This is a genomic window from Streptomyces sp. NPDC015127, from assembly GCF_043080095.1.
Taxonomy (GTDB): domain Bacteria; phylum Actinomycetota; class Actinomycetes; order Streptomycetales; family Streptomycetaceae; genus Streptomyces.
Map to the genome: position 1 here is coordinate 174,879 of NZ_JBIBVE010000009.1, position 16,595 is coordinate 191,473.

General features: G+C 70.9%; 14 protein-coding genes. 7 read left to right on the forward strand and 7 right to left on the reverse strand.

The genetic code is table 11. The features are described from left to right. Positions 1–32 precede the first annotated feature (32 nt). On the reverse strand, positions 33–1,319 hold the full coding sequence (locus tag ACF08N_RS19450; protein WP_392325853.1) for a hypothetical protein: 1,287 nt from the start codon (positions 1,317–1,319) through the stop codon (positions 33–35). Between the two features lie 296 nt (positions 1,320–1,615). Here ACF08N_RS19450 and ACF08N_RS19455 point away from each other — a divergent pair, with 296 nt between their 5' ends. The 6 genes from ACF08N_RS19455 (at position 1,616) to ACF08N_RS19480 (ending at position 9,711) form a co-directional block, all read left to right on the forward strand. Further along, the gene (locus tag ACF08N_RS19455) at positions 1,616–3,955 is read left to right on the forward strand and encodes a bifunctional SulP family inorganic anion transporter/carbonic anhydrase (RefSeq protein WP_392325854.1); all 2,340 of its coding nucleotides are present in this window, start codon (positions 1,616–1,618) and stop codon (positions 3,953–3,955) included. A 251-nt stretch (positions 3,956–4,206) separates the two neighbouring features. Next, a complete protein-coding gene (gene acs / locus ACF08N_RS19460; RefSeq protein WP_392325855.1) occupies positions 4,207–6,162 on the forward strand; it encodes an acetate--CoA ligase in 1,956 nt (651 codons plus the stop codon). A 242-nt stretch (positions 6,163–6,404) separates the two neighbouring features. Beyond that, entirely contained in the window at positions 6,405–7,799 is a 1,395-nt protein-coding gene (gene nhaA, locus ACF08N_RS19465) for a Na+/H+ antiporter NhaA (protein ID WP_392325856.1), read from the forward strand. Between the two features lie 40 nt (positions 7,800–7,839). Next, complete coding sequence (locus tag ACF08N_RS19470) at positions 7,840–8,331, forward strand: phage holin family protein (RefSeq protein WP_392325857.1); 492 nt, start codon at positions 7,840–7,842, stop codon at positions 8,329–8,331. A 79-nt stretch (positions 8,332–8,410) separates the two neighbouring features. After that, complete coding sequence (locus ACF08N_RS19475) at positions 8,411–9,358, forward strand: alpha/beta fold hydrolase (protein ID WP_392325858.1); 948 nt, start codon at positions 8,411–8,413, stop codon at positions 9,356–9,358. Positions 9,359–9,522: 164 nt separating this feature from the next. Beyond that, a complete protein-coding gene (locus ACF08N_RS19480) occupies positions 9,523–9,711 on the forward strand; it encodes a hypothetical protein (protein ID WP_392325859.1) in 189 nt (62 codons plus the stop codon). Positions 9,712–9,906: 195 nt separating this feature from the next. On the opposite strand, the gene ACF08N_RS19485 is transcribed toward ACF08N_RS19480, so the two are convergent. From ACF08N_RS19485 to nth, 3 genes are all read right to left on the reverse strand, one after another. Next, the gene (locus tag ACF08N_RS19485; protein ID WP_392325860.1) at positions 9,907–11,106 is read right to left on the reverse strand and encodes a MarP family serine protease; all 1,200 of its coding nucleotides are present in this window, start codon (positions 11,104–11,106) and stop codon (positions 9,907–9,909) included. Between the two features lie 115 nt (positions 11,107–11,221). Further along, complete coding sequence (locus ACF08N_RS19490; RefSeq protein WP_392325861.1) at positions 11,222–11,944, reverse strand: NUDIX hydrolase; 723 nt, start codon at positions 11,942–11,944, stop codon at positions 11,222–11,224. 58 nt (positions 11,945–12,002) lie between these two features. Further along, on the reverse strand, positions 12,003–12,845 hold the full coding sequence (gene nth, locus ACF08N_RS19495; protein ID WP_392325862.1) for an endonuclease III: 843 nt from the start codon (positions 12,843–12,845) through the stop codon (positions 12,003–12,005). A 293-nt stretch (positions 12,846–13,138) separates the two neighbouring features. On the opposite strand from nth, the gene ACF08N_RS19500 reads away from it, so the two are divergent. After that, entirely contained in the window at positions 13,139–13,813 is a 675-nt protein-coding gene (locus tag ACF08N_RS19500; protein WP_215183860.1) for a Crp/Fnr family transcriptional regulator, read from the forward strand. 67 nt (positions 13,814–13,880) lie between these two features. On the opposite strand, the gene ACF08N_RS19505 is transcribed toward ACF08N_RS19500, so the two are convergent. The 3 genes from ACF08N_RS19505 to ACF08N_RS19515 form a co-directional block, all read right to left on the reverse strand. Continuing rightward, positions 13,881–14,765, reverse strand: a complete 885-nt coding sequence (locus tag ACF08N_RS19505; RefSeq protein ID WP_392325863.1) for a prohibitin family protein — start codon at positions 14,763–14,765, stop codon at positions 13,881–13,883. A gap of 108 nt (positions 14,766–14,873) precedes the next feature. Continuing rightward, positions 14,874–15,713, reverse strand: coding sequence for an MBL fold metallo-hydrolase (locus tag ACF08N_RS19510; protein ID WP_392325864.1), 840 nt, complete (start codon positions 15,711–15,713; stop codon positions 14,874–14,876). After that, positions 15,710–16,573, reverse strand: a complete 864-nt coding sequence (locus ACF08N_RS19515; protein ID WP_392325865.1) for an NUDIX hydrolase — start codon at positions 16,571–16,573, stop codon at positions 15,710–15,712. The genes ACF08N_RS19510 and ACF08N_RS19515 overlap by 4 nt, the downstream gene beginning before the upstream one ends. Positions 16,574–16,595: the final 22 nt, after the last annotated feature.

A 16,595-nucleotide genomic window follows, 5' to 3' on the forward strand; every position in this document is an offset into this window, starting at 1 on the left:
CGGTGCCGGGCCGCCCTCGCGTCATGCCGCGCTCAGTGCCGCGACGCGCGTTCCTTCGCCTCCCGCTTGGCGGCGGGCGGACCGGCCGGGGCCACCGGCGGCTTGGAGAGGAAGGCGGACCAGCCGCCCTTGGGCGCCTCGCCGACGTCCAGCTGCCGCATCTTCTCGAGGACCAGGGGGTCCTGGGCGTCGAGCCAGTCGGCCAACTGCCGGAACGACACGCACCGCACGTCGCTCTTCACGCAGACCTTCGCGATCGTCTCCTCGATCGCCTTCATGTACGTCCCGCCGTTCCAGGACTCGAAGTGGTTGCCGATGATGAGGGGCGCGCGGTTGCCCTTGTACGCGCGGTCGAAGGCCTTCAGCAGGCCGTCGCGCATCTGGTCGCCCCAGTAGTCGTGCTTCGACGGGTTGCCCCGGGACGTGCCCGACTGGTTGACCATGAAGTTGTAGTCCATCGCCAGCGTCTCGAAGGCGCGGCCGGGGACGGGGACCATCTGGAGGGACAGGTCCCACAGGCCGAGTTCCTTCTTGGGCCAGACCTGGTCGTTGATGCCGCTGCTGTCGTAACGGAAGCCGAGGTCGCGCGCGGCGCGCAGGAAGTTGGCACGGCCCTCCAGGCAGGGCGTGCGGGCTCCGATGAGCTCCTTTTCGTAGTCGAAGGGGAGCGGCTCGGCCGAGGCGAGTCCCGCGTTCGTCTTCCAGTTCTTCACAAACGACTTGGCCTGGCGGATCTCGCTCTTCCACTCCTCGACGGACCAGGTGCCCACTCCCCCGTTCTTGCCGCAGAAGTGCCCGTTGAAGTGGGTGCCCACCTCGTTGCCGTCCAGCCAGGCGCCACGCAGTTCGCGCACGGTGTCCTTGATTCCCCGGATGTCGTTGAAGCCGATGTCGGAGCGGCCTTCCGCGTGCCGGGGCGGGTCGTACAGGTGCCGCTTCTCCTCGGGCAGCAGGTAGACGCCGCTGAGGAAGTACGTCATCGTCGCGTCGTACTTCTTGCCGACCTCGCGGAAGTGGGAGAACAGCTTCTGGCTGTCCTCGCCGGCGCCGTCCCACGAGAACACCACGAACTGCGGAGGCTTCTCACCGGGCTTGAGCCGCTGCGGCTCGAGCAGCCCGGGCTGGGTGCCGGTGAAGGCGGTGGAGCCGTCGCCGATGAGGCGGACCGCGCTCTTGGGGGCCGCGGCGGTCCGCTTCTTCTGTACCGGGGCACCGTGCCGGCTGCCCGCGCCGTCCTCTGAGTCCGAACAGCCGGCGAGTCCTGCGATCAGTGCCGTGGCGACCGCGCCGACGGCGGCCTTTTTTGTGGCGGCCCGCATCCGCCCCACCCTCTTCCGTATGGCGATACGACTGTCTGACAGCGATGGAGCCGACACCGTCGCTCGCGGGGGTGGGGGGAGCCGATCGACAAGCCGAGATGAAATGACTAATCACTGAATCAGGTGATTGATTGCCCCATTTGCCCAGAAAATCATGCCCGAGTCTTTACTCTGCATTACGATCCATTTACTTAACGTTGAGCGCTCGTGCGATTCGAGCATCCCGCCGCTGCATGCCGTGACCCACGGCCGCGTCCCCCACGTTCCGCGACCGCGCCACCTTGGAGGAGACGGGAATGTCCTGCGTCCCGACCCGCACCGACGATGCCTCTCACCCGCCCACGTCCCCGACCGCCCGTTTCCGGCGACCGCACAGCCCGCCGCCCACCGGGCCTCGCCGACGCTTCCGCATCGCGGGCGCCGACCTGTCCGCGTCCGTCTCCGTCTTCCTGATCGCCCTGCCGCTGTCCCTCGGCATCGCCCTCGCCACCGGAGCGCCGCTCCAGGCCGGGCTGGTCGCCGCCGCTGTCGGCGGCCTCGTGGCGGGCCGGTTCGGCGGATCGACGCTCCAGGTCAGCGGTCCGGCTGCCGGACTGACCGTCGTCACCGCCGAGTTGATCCAGCGGTACGGCTGGCGCACGACCTGTGCCATCACCGTTCTGGCGGGCCTGTGCCAACTGGGGCTCGCCGCCCTGCGGGTGGCGCGCTCCGCCCTCGCCGTCAGCCCCGCGATCGTCCACGGGATGCTGGCCGGCATCGGCGTCACCATCGCCCTGGCTCAGCTGCACATCGTCCTCGGGGGCACGCCGCAGAGCTCGGCCGTCGCCAATGTGGGCGCGCTGCCCGGTCAGTTGGCGGGGCTGCACCCGGCCGCGCTGTCCGTCAGCGTGCTGACCGTCGCCGTGCTCCTGGCGTGGCCGCGCATCCCGGGGCGAGCGGGGCGGATCCTGCGGACCGTTCCGGCGGCGCTGGCCGCCGTCGCCGCCGCGACCGCGCTCGCGACCTTCGCGCAGCTCCACCAGCCGCGCGTCGACCTGCCGTCGTGGCGTTCCCACGCGCTGCCCGAGATGCCCGAGGGGCCTGTGCTCGGGCTGCTCGCCGCCGTGCTCACCATCACGCTCGTCGCCAGCGTGGAGTCACTGCTGTCGGCCGTCGCGATCGACAAGCTGGCCGCGGCCCGCAAGCAGCCGGCGGTACGGATCCCCCGCGCGGACCTCGACCGCGAGCTCGCCGGACAGGGGGCGGCCAACGTGGTGTCGGGCGCCCTCGGCGGACTGCCCATCACCGGCGTCGCGGTCCGCAGCTCGGCGAACGTGTCCGCCGGGGCGGTCAGCCGCCACTCCACCATGCTCCACGGGCTGTGGATCACGGTGGCCGCGCTCCTACTGGTGCCCGTTCTCGATCTCATCCCGCTGGCCACGCTCGCCGCGCTGGTCATGGTGGTCGGCGTGCAGATGGTCAACATCACGCACCTGCGCAGCGTCAAGCGCAATCGCGAGATCCTGGTATACGCGGCGACCCTGGGCGCGGTCGTGCTGACCGGCGTCCTGGAGGGGGTGCTGATCGGGATCGCCGTGGCCGTCGCGGTCGCGCTGCACCGGCTCACCAGGACCCGGATCACCGCCGAGGAGAAGGACGGCGTCCACCGGGTGTGCGTGCGCGGCCAGTTGACGTTCCTGGCCGTCCCCCGCCTGAGCCGGGTCCTCGGTCAGGTGCCGCACGGCGTCGACTGCGTGGTCGAGCTGGACGGTTCCTTCATGGACCACGCGGCGTACGAGGCGCTGCACGACTGGCAGACGGCGCACACCGCACAGGGCGGCACCGTGGAGTTCACGGGCCGGTCCGGGGCGCGGATCAGCGAGCCCGCGCATGAGACGCACGGCTGCTGCCGCCCCTGGACGCCCTGGCGCAACCACCACTGCGGCGCGCGCCCCCAGCCGACCGATGAGCATCAACTGGCCACCGGACTCAGCGCGTTCCAGCGCAACACCGCTCCCCTGGTCCGCGACGAGCTGGCGCGGCTCGCCCGGGAGGGCCAGCGGCCCTCACAGCTCTTCCTCACCTGCGCCGACTCCCGGCTGGTCACCAGCATGATCACGGCGAGCGGTCCCGGTGACCTGTTCACGGTGCGCAATGTGGGAAACCTGGTTCCGCTGCCCGGCGAGGAGAGCGGCGACGACTCCGTCGCTGCCGCCATCGAGTACGCGGTCGACGTGCTGGAGGTGGAGTCCATCACGATCTGCGGCCACTCGGGCTGCGGGGCGATGCAGGCCCTGCTGCACAGCCCGCCCGACGGCGCGCCGACCCCACTGCGCCGCTGGCTGCGACACGGCCTGCCCAGCCTGGCGCGCATGCGCAACCGCCGCCATGCGTGGCCGAGGATTTCGGGGCGCATGCCCACGGACGCGGTGGAGCAGCTGTGTCTGACCAATGTGGTCCAGCAGTTGGAGCACCTGCGGGCCCACGACTCGGTGGCGCGCCGGCTCGCCGAGGGCACGCTGCGGCTGCACGGCATGTACTTCCATGTCGGCGAGGCCCAGGCGTATCTGCTCACGAGCACGAGCGACCACGACATGGAGCAGGTCTTCGACCGGGTGGCGCCCGCACCGTCGGCGCTGGAGAAGGCCCGCGTCTGAGCACGTGTGCACCCGTCGCCGGCCGGGGCTGCGGGTGCACACGCGTGAGCGAGCGCACACCGCGTGGCTGAACCGGCGCTGTGCGGCGTCCGTGAGAACGTGTGGCCCCTCTTCCCCACCGCCCGGGGTCGAGGGGCCACCCCACAGGTCTAAACCAATTTTCGGAAGGCCCTTGTCACCCGGCCTTCTGGCTGATGAGCTATGGCCTGGGACACATACGCACAGAAGACGCCCTGAGAAAGGGAGATGTCGTGAGCAACGAAAGCCTGGCCAACCTTCTTAAAGAAGAGCGGCGGTTCGCACCTCCGGCCGAGCTGGCCGCGCATGCCAACGTGACCACGGAGGCGTACGCGCAGGCCGCCGCGGACAGGCTTGGCTTCTGGGCCGAGCAGGCACGGCGGCTGGACTGGGCCACCGAACCGACCGAGACCCTCGACTGGAGCAACCCGCCCTTCGCGAAATGGTTCGCGGACGGCACGCTCAACGTCGCGTACAACTGCGTGGACCGCCATGTCGAGGCGGGTCACGGCGACCGCGTCGCCATCCACTTCGAGGGCGAGCCCGGTGACAGCCGCGCCATCACCTACGCCGAGCTCAAGGACGAGGTCGCCAAGGCTGCCAACGCCCTGACCGAGCTGGGTGTGCGCAAGGGCGACCGCGTCGCCGTCTACATGCCGATGATCCCCGAGGCCGCGGTCGCGATGCTGGCCTGCGCCCGAATCGGCGCCGCCCACTCCGTGGTCTTCGGCGGCTTCTCCGCCGACGCCGTCGCCTCCCGCATCCAGGACGCCGACGCCAAGCTCGTCATCACCGCCGACGGCGGCTACCGCCGCGGCAAGCCCAGCGCGCTCAAGCCCGCGATCGACGAGGCCGTCTCCCGCTGCCCGCAGGTCGAGCACGTGCTGGTCGTGCGGCGCACCGGCCAGGAGACGGCGTTCACCGAGGGCCGCGACGTGTGGTGGCACGAGTTCGTTGAACGACAGCCTGCCAGTCACGTCCCCGAGGCATTCGAGGCGGAGCACCCGCTCTTCATCCTCTACACCTCAGGCACCACGGGTAAGCCGAAGGGCATCCTGCACACCTCCGGCGGCTACCTCACCCAGGCGGCCTACACCCACCACGCGGTCTTCGACCTCAAGCCCGAGTCCGACGTCTACTGGTGCACGGCGGACATCGGCTGGGTCACCGGCCACTCGTACATCGTCTACGGCCCGCTGGCCAACGGCGCGACGCAGGTCATGTACGAGGGCACGCCGGACACCCCGCACCAGGGCCGGTTCTGGGAGATCGTGCAGAAGTACGGCGTCACGATCCTCTACACGGCGCCGACCGCGATCCGCACGTTCATGAAGTGGGGCGACGACATCCCCGCCAAGTTCGACCTCTCCAGCCTGCGGATCCTCGGGTCCGTCGGTGAGCCGATCAACCCCGAGGCGTGGATCTGGTACCGGGAGCACATCGGCGCGGGGAAGACCCCGATCGTCGACACCTGGTGGCAGACCGAGACCGGCGCGATGATGATCTCGCCGCTGCCCGGCGTCACCGAGACCAAGCCCGGCTCCGCGCAGCGCCCGCTGCCGGGCATCGCCGCCACCGTCGTCGACGACGAGGCGAACGAGGTGCCCAACGGGGGCGGCGGCTACCTCGTGCTCACCGAGCCGTGGCCGTCGATGCTGCGCACCATCTGGGGCGACGACCAGCGCTTCATCGACACGTACTGGTCCCGCTTCGAGGGCAAGTACTTCGCGGGCGACGGCGCCAAGAAGGACGACGACGGTGACATCTGGCTGCTCGGCCGCGTCGACGACGTGATGCTCGTGTCCGGGCACAACATCTCGACCACCGAGGTCGAGTCGGCCCTCGTCTCCCACCCCAAGGTCGCCGAGGCCGCGGTCGTGGGGGCGGCGGACGAGACGACCGGTCAGGCGATCGTCGCGTTCGTCATCCTGCGGGGGACGGCCAGCGAGGACGACGCCCTGGTGAACGACCTGCGCAACCACGTCGGCACGACCCTCGGCCCGATCGCCAAGCCCAAGCGGATCCTGCCGGTCGCCGAGCTGCCGAAGACCCGCTCCGGCAAGATCATGCGCCGCCTGCTGCGCGACGTCGCCGAGAACCGTCAGCTCGGTGACGTCACCACGCTCACGGACTCCTCCGTGATGGACCTGATCCAGTCCCGCCTGCCCAGCGCCCCCAGCGAGGACTGACCGGCACGCCGCTCGACCTCCGAGGCACCCGCATGGCCCCGGCGCACCGGCGCCGGGGCCATGCGCATGCGGTACCGGAACGGGCTCACTCATCGTTGCCGGAAGGGGGCTCGCCCGGCGGCCGACGAGATCATTAGGTAGAGTAAAGAACGCGTCAATGACGCAACGAACGCTGTCAGGTGCGCCGGGAAGTCTGGTCGGCAACAGTTTTGTCGTGCCCGACCGACCGGAGGTTGCGTACCGTGACCGCGCCCAGGACCGCCCCCAAGCTCTTCGGACGTCTGTCCCTTCCCGAGCGGAACTTCGTCGCGGACGCGCTGCGCACCGAGACGGTCGGCGGTGTCCTGCTCCTGCTCGCCGCGGTGGCGGCACTGATGTGGGCCAACACCCCCCTCGGCGACAGCTACGCCGCCTTGCGGGACTTCCACATCGGCCCCGAATCGCTCGGCCTCGACCTGTCGCTCCAGCACTGGGCGGCGGACGGCCTGCTGGCCGTCTTCTTCTTCGTCGCCGGCATCGAGCTCAAGCGCGAGCTGGTCGTCGGCGAACTGCGTGACCCCAAGGCCGCCGCGCTGCCCGTCATCGCCGCGCTGTGCGGCATGATCATGCCCGCCGTCGTCTACCTGGCGGTCACGACGCTCGGCGACGGCTCCACGGCCGGATGGGCGGTCCCCACCGCCACGGACATCGCCTTCGCCCTCGCCGTCCTCGCGGTGATCGGCACGTCACTGCCGTCCGCGCTGCGCGCGTTCCTGCTGACGCTCGCGGTCGTCGACGACCTCTTCGCGATCCTGATCATCGCGATCTTCTTCACGAACGACCTGAACTTCGCGGCGCTCGGCGGCGCCTTCGCCGGTCTCGCCCTCTTCTGGCTGCTGCTGCGCACGGGCGTCCGCGGCTGGTACGTGTACGTGCCGCTCGCCCTCGTCATCTGGGGCCTGATGTACAACAGCGGCGTCCACGCCACCATCGCGGGTGTCGCCATGGGCCTGATGCTCCGCTGCGGCCGCCGGGAGGGCGAGGCGTACTCCCCGGGCGAGCACATCGAGCATGTCGTACGGCCCCTGTCCGCGGGCGTCGCCGTCCCGCTGTTCGCGCTGTTCTCGGCGGGAGTCACCGTCACCGGCAAGTCCCTCGGCGATGTCTTCACCAAGCCCGAGACGCTGGGCGTCGTGCTGGGCCTGGTGCTCGGCAAGGCGCTCGGCATCTTCGGCGGCACCTGGCTGGCGGCACGTTTCACCAGGGCGGAACTGAACGAGGACCTGCGCTGGCCGGACGTCTTCGCGCTCGCCTCCCTCGCCGGCATCGGCTTCACCGTCTCGCTGCTGATCGGCGAACTCGCCTTCGCCGGGGACGCCACGCTCACCGACGAGGTGAAGGCCGCCGTCCTGATCGGCTCCCTGATCGCCGCCGTTCTCTCCGGCGTCCTCCTCAAACTGCGGGTCCGCACGTACCAGGCACTGGCGGCGGAGGAGGAGCGCGACGAGGACATGTCCGGCGTCCCCGACATCTACGAGCAGGACGATCCCGCGTACCACCTGAGGATGGCCGCCATCTACGAGGAGAAGGCCGCGGAGCACCGCAGGAAGGCCCAAGCGGCGGGGGCATCGCGCGACGGCCGCGACAGTCCGGCATGATCTGACATCGGACCGTAGAACTTTGGAGAGGGAGTCAGCGATGAGCGACCGCGGCAACACCACGGCGAACGCTGTCGGCGCCGACCGCAGTCTCGGTCAGCTGGTCGCCTCGGCGACCGCCGAGATGTCGACGCTGGTGCACGACGAGATCGCGCTGGCCAAGGCCCAGTTGCGACAGGACGTGAAGAAGGCGGGCATCGGCAGTGGTGCGTTCATCGCGGCGGGCGCGGTGCTCCTCTTCTCGCTGCCGATGCTGAGCTTCGCGCTCGCCTACGGCTTCCAGGTCTGGACCGGCTGGCACCTGTCCGTCTGCTTCCTGCTGTCGTTCGCCGTCAACGTCCTCGTCGCCGGGCTGCTCGCGCTCATCGGCCTGGTCTTCGTGAAGAAGGCGAAGAGGGGCAAGGGCCCGCAGAAGGCGGTCGCCTCGGCCAAGGAGTCCGCGGCGGTGCTGCAGAACGCCAAGCCGCACCCGCGCCGCCCCGCACAGCCCGAACTGCCTGCCGGCAGCCGGGAGGACAGGGTCCCGGTGTGACCCGGCGGACAAACCGGCGCGGGCGCGGCGGGCCGGGCGTGGCGGACGCGCGGTGCGCGGGTGTGGCACGCTCATCAGCATGACGGCACCTGATTCCAGCCCCGGCGGCCTCGGCGGCCCCGGCAGTCCCGTACGTCTCGACGGTCCGTGGACCCACCGCGACGTCGCGGCCAACGGTGCCCGCTTCCACATCGCCGAGATGGGCGACGGGCCGCTGGTGATGCTGCTGCACGGGTTCCCCCAGTTCTGGTGGACCTGGCGGCACCAACTGCCGGCGCTCGCCGACGCGGGATTCCGGGCGGTGGCGATGGACCTGCGCGGGGTGGGCGGCAGCGACCGTACGCCGCGGGGTTACGACCCTGCCAACCTGGCGCTCGACATCACCGGCGTCGTCCGGTCCCTCGGCGAGCCGGACGCCGCGCTGGTCGGACACGACCTGGGCGGCTATCTGGCGTGGACGGCGGCCGTGATGCGCCCCAAGCTGGTGCGCCGCCTGGCCGTTTCGTCGATGCCGCACCCGCGGCGCTGGCGTTCCGCGATGCTGTCGGACGTCGCGCAGAGCCGTGCCGGGTCGTACGTGTGGGGCTTCCAGCGGCCCTGGATCCCGGAGCGTCAGCTGGTCGCCGACGATGCCGCGCTGGTGGGCCGGCTCATCGAGGACTGGTCGGGGCCGCAGCCGCTCGACGAGGACGCGGTCGGCGTCTACCGGCGCGCGATGTGCATCCCCTCGACGGCGCACTGCTCGATCGAGCCGTACCGCTGGATGGTGCGCTCGCTGGCCCGGCCGGACGGCATCCAGTTCAACCGCCGGATGAAGCGCCCCGTGCGGGTGCCCACACTGCATCTGCACGGGTCACTCGATCCGGCGATGCGCACGCGGAGCGCGGCCGGTTCGGGCGAGTACGTCGAAGCGCCGTACCGCTGGCGGCTGTTCGACGGTCTGGGCCACTTCCCCCATGAGGAGGACCCGGTGGCCTTCTCGAACGAGCTCATCAGCTGGCTCAAGGACCCCGAACCCGACCGCTGAGCCGTCCCCGTACGGCACCGGGGCCGTCGATCGGCGGCCGAAGGGGGCCGTTCGGGCGGGCCGCTGGAACGGTTGTCCTACGAACGGCCACATGCCTGGCGCATAGGCCAATTGGCGGGCCCGGACACGGTTACCGACCATGGGGCCCGGGCAGACGTCGGGGTATGGGCTGGACGCACGACTACGGTGACGCAGCACGCAACCGCCGCTCGGCCAATGGGCCGATCACCCACGACAGTGGTGGCTCTCAGCACGAGAGCCCGGAGCATCCGGGACAGGGAATGGGCATTCCGCGTATCCTCCGGCGCCGTGCGCGCTGGGTGTCCGCGCGGTTGCGGCATTCGCGGACCTGAGCCGCCGGGCGGACCGGCGGCACCCGCGGACTTGAGCCGCTGGCCGGCCTGGCGCATCCGCGGCCAGGCCGCCGGCGGCCCGGACCGGACGCCCCGCATCGCGCACCGGCACCGCGCACCACGCGGACCGCACGGCCCGCATCGCGCACCGCTACAGCGCGCCACATGGCCCGGACGCCCCCGCATCGCGCGTCTCTACAGCGCACATCCCTGGCTGTCGACCTGCTGGCCGGCGGACCTGCCCTGTGCGATGTCGTCGCGGATCTCGTCGACCGTCAGGGCATAGCCCGTGTCGGCGTCGTCGAGGGAGCGGGCGAAAATGACGCCGTAGACCTTGCCGTCGGTGGTGAGCAGCGGACCGCCCGAGTTGCCCTGGCGCACGGTCGCGAACAGCGAGTAGACGTCGCGGCGGACGGTGCCCCGATGGTAGATGTCGGGGCCGTTGGCGTTGATCCGGCCGCGGACGCGGGCGGATCGGACGTCGTACGCGCCGTTCTCCGGGAAGCCCGCGACGATCGCGCTGTCGCCGCTGCGGGCGTCGCCCTCGGTGAACTGCAGCGGGCGGGCCTTGAGGTCGGGGACGTCCAGGACCGCGATGTCGCGCTCCCAGTCGTAGAGCACGACCTTGGCGTCGTAGAGCCTGCCCTCGCCGCCTATCTGGACGGTGGGCTCGTCCACGCCGCCGACCACATGCGCGTTGGTCATCACCCGGCGCTCGTCGAAGACGAAGCCGGTGCCTTCGAGGACCTTGCCGCAACTGGGGGCCGTGCCGACGACCTTGACGATGGACTGCTTGGCGCGTGCGGCGACGGGGCTGCCGACGAGCGCCGGATCCGGCGCCTGGACCTCGGTGATGGGCTCGTTGACGAAGGGGCTGAAGACCTGCGGGAAGCCGTTCTGCGCGAGCACCGAGGTGAAGTCGGCGAACCAGGTGTTGGCCTGATCGGGCATCACGCGGGAGATGCCGAGCAGCACCTTGGAACTGCGGACCTCCTTGCCCAGCGTGGGCAGCGAGGTGCCGGCGAGCGCGGAGCCGATCAGCCAGGCGACCAGCAGCATCGCGACGACGTTGACCAGTGCACCGCCGGTGGCGTCCAGGGCGCGGGCGGGTGACCAGGTGATGTGCCGGCGCAGCTTGTTCCCGAGGTGGGTGGTGAACGCCTGGCCGACCGAGGCGCAGACGATCACGATCACAACGGCGACGATGGCGGCCGTGGTCGACACCTCGGCGTCGTCGGTCAGCGCCTCCCAGATCACCGGGAGGAGGTAGACCGCGACGAGCCCGCCGCCGAGAAAGCCGATCACCGAGAGGATGCCGACGACGAAGCCCTGGCGGTAGCCGACGATCGCGAACCACACGGCGGCGACCAGCAACAGGATGTCCAGCACGTTCACCGTCATTAGCCTCGCAGTGTCGTCGCCGGGTGCTCCTGCCGGCTGGTGGATCCGGGTCCGCGGCGCGGCCGCTTCTCTGTGCGCCCCGGGGTGCGCTTCTTACTGGGTCAGCCTGTCATGCGCGCCAGTCCAGCGGGACCTCGCGGGTGCGGTCCCATGGTCGCTCCCAGCCGGCGAAGTGCAGGATCCGGTCGATCACTCCGGCCGTGAAACCCCAGACGAGAGCGCCCTCGACCAGGAACGCGGGTCCGGCGTGGCCGCTCGGGTGGAGGGCCGTCGCGCGGTTGTCCGGGTCCGTGAGATCCGCCACGGGCACGGTGAAGACCCGCGCGGTCTCGGCGGGGTCGACCGCTCCGACCGGGCTCGGGGTGCGCCACCATCCCAGTACGGGCGTGACGACGAATCCGCTCACCGGGATGTAGAGCTTGGGCAGCACGCCGAAGGGCTGGACCCCGGAGGGATCGAGTCCGGTCTCCTCCTCGGCCTCCCGCAGCGCGGCGCGCAGCGGTCCTGTGGTGGCGGGGTCGCCGTCCTCCGGGTCGAGGGCGCCGCCGGGGAACGACGGCTGCCCGGCGTGCGAGCGCAGGGTGCCGGCGCGCTCCATGAGCAGCAGCTCGGGTCCTCGGTCGCCCTCGCCGAACAGGATGAGCACGGCGGACTGGCGGCCGCGGCCGCTCTCGGGCGGCAGGAAGCGGCTCAGCTGGTGCGGCTGCACGGTGTCGGCGGCGCGCACGACGGGGTCGAGCCAGTCGGGCAGGCCATCGGTGGTGACGGACACCTCGCCGTGCCTGCCCGACTGCTCGTACGTCATATAGGTCTCTTCGCCTGCGCGCGTCATGTGCACCCCCTCGGGCTCAACGCCCGGGGCAGCCCGGATCGTTCCTCGTGGGGGCGGATCACCCGATCGCGCCCAGGGCCGGGGCCGGCTTGCCCGGGTAGTCCGGCGGCGGCTTGAGCCGCTGGCCGGGGTGGCCGCCCATCTCGTACTTCAGGAGCTTTCTGGCCTTCTCGGGGTCCGTCTCGCCCTCCCCGTAGGCAGGACAGAGGTGCGTGATCGGGCATGCGCCGCAGGCGGGCCTGCGGGCGTGGCAGATGCGGCGGCCGTGGAAGATGATCCGGTGGGAGAGCATCGTCCACTCCGACTTCGGGAAGATCGTGGCGATCTCGGCCTCGATCTTCACCGGGTCGTCCTGGTCGGTCCACTTCCAGCGGCGCACGAGTCGCATGAAGTGCGTGTCCACGGTGATGCCGGGGACTCCGAAAGCGTTCCCCAGGACGACGAAGGCCGTCTTGCGGCCCACGCCCGGCAGGCTGACCAGGTCTTCGAGCCGGCCGGGAACCTCTCCGCCGAAGTCGTCGCGGATGGCTTTGGACAGCCCCATGATCGACTTGGTCTTGGCCCGGAAGAAGCCGGTCGGGCGGATGAGCTCCTCGACCTCCTCGGGCACCGCCGCGGCCAGGTCCTCCGGGGTGGGGTACTTGGCGAAGAGGGCGGGGGTCGTCTGGTTGACCCGGAGGTCGGTCGTCTGGGCCGACAGCACGGTCGCTATCAGCAGCTGGTACGGATTCTCGAAGTCGAGCTCCGGATGCGCGTAGGGGAAGACCTCGGCGAGCTCGCGGTTGATCCGGCGGGCGCGGCGGACCATGGCGAGACGCGATTCCTGTTTGTCCGGTTTCTTCCTTTTGTCCGGACTGGGGGAGAGCTGTTCGCCCACAGCGGAATTCTGCTTTCCGGACACGCTTCCAGCCCCCTTGGCCTGCGCTCTCACCGGCGAATTGGACACCCGGCCAGCCTAAGGGGCGCCACTGACATCTGCCCCGGTCCCCGTGAATCACGACCCAATCGGGCCCCTGCCGCACGGTTGGGCGCGCCAGTGCGTCAAACTTGTTGTGATTGATCGCACGATTGTTTACTACCGGGGTCCCGATCCCCGACGATGCCGCCGCGGGGCACCGAGTCCCCGAACAGCACAGCGACGGTCCGGCATCATGGGGACAACGTCCCCTGAGCAGGTCGACAAGGAGAGAACTCGTGGACGACGTTCTGCGGCGCGCCCCGCTCTTCGCGGCGCTCGATGACGAGCAGGCCGCGGAGCTCCGCGCCTCGATGAGTGAAGTGACGCTCGCCCGTGGCGACGCGCTCTTCCACGAGGGCGAACCTGGCGACCGCCTTTACGTGGTCACCGAAGGCAAGGTCAAGCTCCACCGCACGTCCCCCGACGGCCGCGAGAACATGCTCGCCGTCCTCGGCCCGGGCGAGCTCATCGGCGAGCTGTCCCTCTTCGACCCCGGCCCGCGCACCGCGACCGCCACGGCCCTGACCGAGGTGAAGCTCCTCGGCCTCGGCCACGGCGACCTCCAGCCCTGGCTGAACGCGCGCCCCGAGGTGGCCACCGCCCTGCTGCGCGCGGTCGCCCGCCGGCTGCGCAAGACCAACGACCAGATGTCCGACCTGGTCTTCTCCGACGTCCCGGGCCGAGTCGCCCGCGCGCTCCTCGACCTGTCGCGCCGCTTCGGCGTGCAGTCGGAGGAGGGCATCCACGTGGTGCACGACCTCACCCAGGAGGAGCTGGCCCAGCTGGTCGGCGCCTCCCGCGAGACCGTGAACAAGGCTCTGGCCGACTTCGCCCAGCGCGGCTGGCTGCGCCTGGAGGCGCGTGCCGTGATCCTGCTGGACGTGGAGCGCCTGGCCAAGCGTTCGCGCTGACACCCACCGCATCCGCGAAGAGGGCCGCCCGCGTGATGCGGGCGGCCCTCTTCGCATGCGCGGGCGGTCAGTTCTTGCTGCCGTCCACGATCAGCGGATTACCGGAGCCGGAGCCGCAGGGCACGGCGTACACCGGGTTCTTCTCGGCCGCCTCCCGGAACGCCTCGATGCACTGGTTGGTCAGCACCTTGTCCGTCAGCGAGTTGCTGAGAATGCGGTTGGCCCTGGCGATGCCCTCGGCCTCGATGCGGCGGCGCTCGGCCTCCGCCTTGGCCGTACGGGCCGCCTCCGTCGCGCGCTCGGTGGCCTGCTGCTGCTGGATCTTGCGGTCGATCTGGTCCTGCAGCTTCTCCGAGGGCTTCACATTGCGCAGGTTGACCGTGGTGACGTCGATGCCGCGCGGAGCGAGCCGCTCCTTGATCAGGTCACCTATCTCGGCGTTGATCTTCTCGCGGGCGGAGGTGTAGCCCTCCTCGCTGGTGTGGCGGGCGAAGACGTTGCGCACGATCTCCCGGCTGTCGGGGAAGACCAGGCGCTGCTGTATCGCGTCCTCGCTGCCCGCGAGGCGGTACAGCTCGACGGCCTTCGCCGGAGTGACCGCCCACTTCACGGTCAGCTCCGCGTACATCACGCCGCCCTGCGAGGAGCGCACCTCGACGACGTCCTTGTCCGAGAGGTTGAGGTCCACCGGCCGGGTGGAGAACGTCGTGACGGTGGTGAACGGCGAGGTGAAGTTCACCCCGGAGGTCATCGGTGAGCCGACCTTGCCGAACGTGACCGGCACGCCGACCTCGTAGGCGCTGACGACATGGACACAGCTGACCACGCCGGAGAAGAGCCCGGCGACCAGGGCGCCCAGAGCGCCCATCTTGAGACCTCTGTTGTCGCCGCCTCGGGCGACGGCGTACATCACCGCGGCGGCGATGACGAGGATGACGAACAGGACGAACACGGCTTGATCCCCCCAGTGACGGACGCGCAAAAAGTAAGCGGAGCGTAAAGCATCACCAGCGGTGGTGACGCGGGAGGGCGGCGTCGGGTTCCGCCCCTGCGGCAGGGGTCAGCCCTGGCCGATCAGCCCGTGCTCGCGCAGGTACTCCAGCTGGGCCCGCACCGACAGCTCGGCCGCCGGCCACAGGGACCGGTCGACGTCCGCGTACACCTGCGCGACGACCTCGGACGCCGTCGTGAAGCCGTCCTCGACGGCCGTCTCGACCTGCGCCAGGCGGCTCGCCCGGTGCGCGAGGTAGAACTCGACGGCGCCCTGGGCGTCGTCGAGCACGGGGCCGTGGCCCGGCAGCACCGTGCGGACGCCGTCGTCGACGGTGAGCGAGCGCAGCCGCCGCAGCGAGTCGAGGTAGTCGCCGAGCCGGCCCTCGGGGTGGGCCACGACCGTGGTGCCGCGGCCCAGGATCGTGTCACCGGTCAGCACCGCGCGGTCGGCGGGCAGGTGGAAGCTGAGCGAGTCGGCTGTGTGACCGGGGGTGGGGACGACCCGCATCTCCAGCCCGCCCGTGGTGATCACGTCGCCGGCCGCGAGGCCCTCGTCGCCGAGCCGCAGCGCGGCGTCGAGGGCGCGGACTTTCGTGCCGGTCAGCTCCGCGAAGCGTGCCGCGCCCTCCGCGTGGTCGGGGTGCCCGTGGGTGAGCAGGGTCAGGGCGACCCGCTTGCCCGCCTTCTCGGCCGTGTCGATCACGGCGCGCAGATGGGCGTCGTCCAGCGGTCCCGGGTCGACGACGACGGCGAGGCCGGAGTCGGGCTCCGAGACGATCCAGGTGTTGGTGCCGTCCAGGGTCATCGCGGACGCGTTGGGCGCGAGGACGTTGACCGCGCGGGCGGTGGCGGGACCGGAGAGCGCGCCTCCGCGGGGCTGTCCGGGCAGTGCTGCGGCGTCGGTCATCGCGGGCCTCCGGTGGGCACGTGCTTGGTGAACTCGTCGTGCCCGGGCCAGCTCAGCACGACCTCGCCGCCCTCCAGGCGCGCCTCGGCGAGCACGGGCGTCATGTCCTGCCCGGCGGCAGCCTCCAGTGCCTGCGCGGCCGTCGCGTACGGCCGCAGGGTGCGCAGGGTGGCGATGGTGGGCGGCATCATCAGCAGCTCGCCCTTGTCGTAGCCGGCCGTCGCGTCCGCCGGGCGGATCCAGACGGTGCTCTCGGCCTCCGTGGACGCGTTGCGGGTGCGCTGGCCCTCGGGCAGGGCAGCCACGAAGAACCAGGTGTCGTAGCGGCGCGGCTCGAACTCCGGGGTGATCCAGCGCGCCCACGCACCGAGCAGGTCCGAGCGCAGCACCAGGCCGCGCCGGTCCAGGAACTCGGCGAACGACACGTTCCGGTCCACCAGCGCCTGCCGGTCCGCCTCCCAGTCGTCCCCCGTCGTGTCGCCGACGACGGTGCCGGGCGTCGGCCCCGCGAGCAGGACGCCCGCCTCCTCGTACGTCTCGCGGACCGCCGCGCACACGATGGCCTGCGCGGACCCGGTGTCGGTGCCCAGGCGTCGCGCCCAGGTGTCCAGTGACGGCCCCGCCCAGCCGACGGGCCGGTCGTCGCGCGGGTCCACTCCCCCGCCCGGATAGGCGTACGCGCCGCCGGCGAAGGCCATGGACGTGCGCCGGCGCAGCATGTGGACAGCAGGGCCGTCCGCGGCGTCGCGCAGCAGCATCACGGTGGCGGCCCTCTTGGGGGTCACGGGCGTGAGCTCACCGGACGCGAGGGCACGGATGCGGTCGGGCCATTCCGGCGGGTACCACTGACCATTGGACATGGGGCGGATGCTATGCGCTCAC

Bases quoted from the DNA above. Each gene is read 5' to 3' on its own strand.
- ACF08N_RS19450 (WP_392325853.1), bottom strand. From the start codon at position 1,319: ATGCGGGCCGCCACAAAAAAGGCCGCCGTCGGCGCGGTCGCCACGGCA.
- ACF08N_RS19475 (WP_392325858.1), top strand. From the start codon at position 8,411: ATGACGGCACCTGATTCCAGCCCCGGCGGCCTCGGCGGCCCCGGCAGT.
- ACF08N_RS19455 (WP_392325854.1), top strand. From the start codon at position 1,616: ATGTCCTGCGTCCCGACCCGCACCGACGATGCCTCTCACCCGCCCACG.
- ACF08N_RS19490 (WP_392325861.1), bottom strand. From the start codon at position 11,944: ATGACGCGCGCAGGCGAAGAGACCTATATGACGTACGAGCAGTCGGGC.
- ACF08N_RS19515 (WP_392325865.1), bottom strand. From the start codon at position 16,573: ATGTCCAATGGTCAGTGGTACCCGCCGGAATGGCCCGACCGCATCCGT.
- ACF08N_RS19480 (WP_392325859.1), top strand. From the start codon at position 9,523: ATGGGCTGGACGCACGACTACGGTGACGCAGCACGCAACCGCCGCTCG.
- ACF08N_RS19510 (WP_392325864.1), bottom strand. From the start codon at position 15,713: ATGACCGACGCCGCAGCACTGCCCGGACAGCCCCGCGGAGGCGCGCTC.
- ACF08N_RS19470 (WP_392325857.1), top strand. From the start codon at position 7,840: ATGAGCGACCGCGGCAACACCACGGCGAACGCTGTCGGCGCCGACCGC.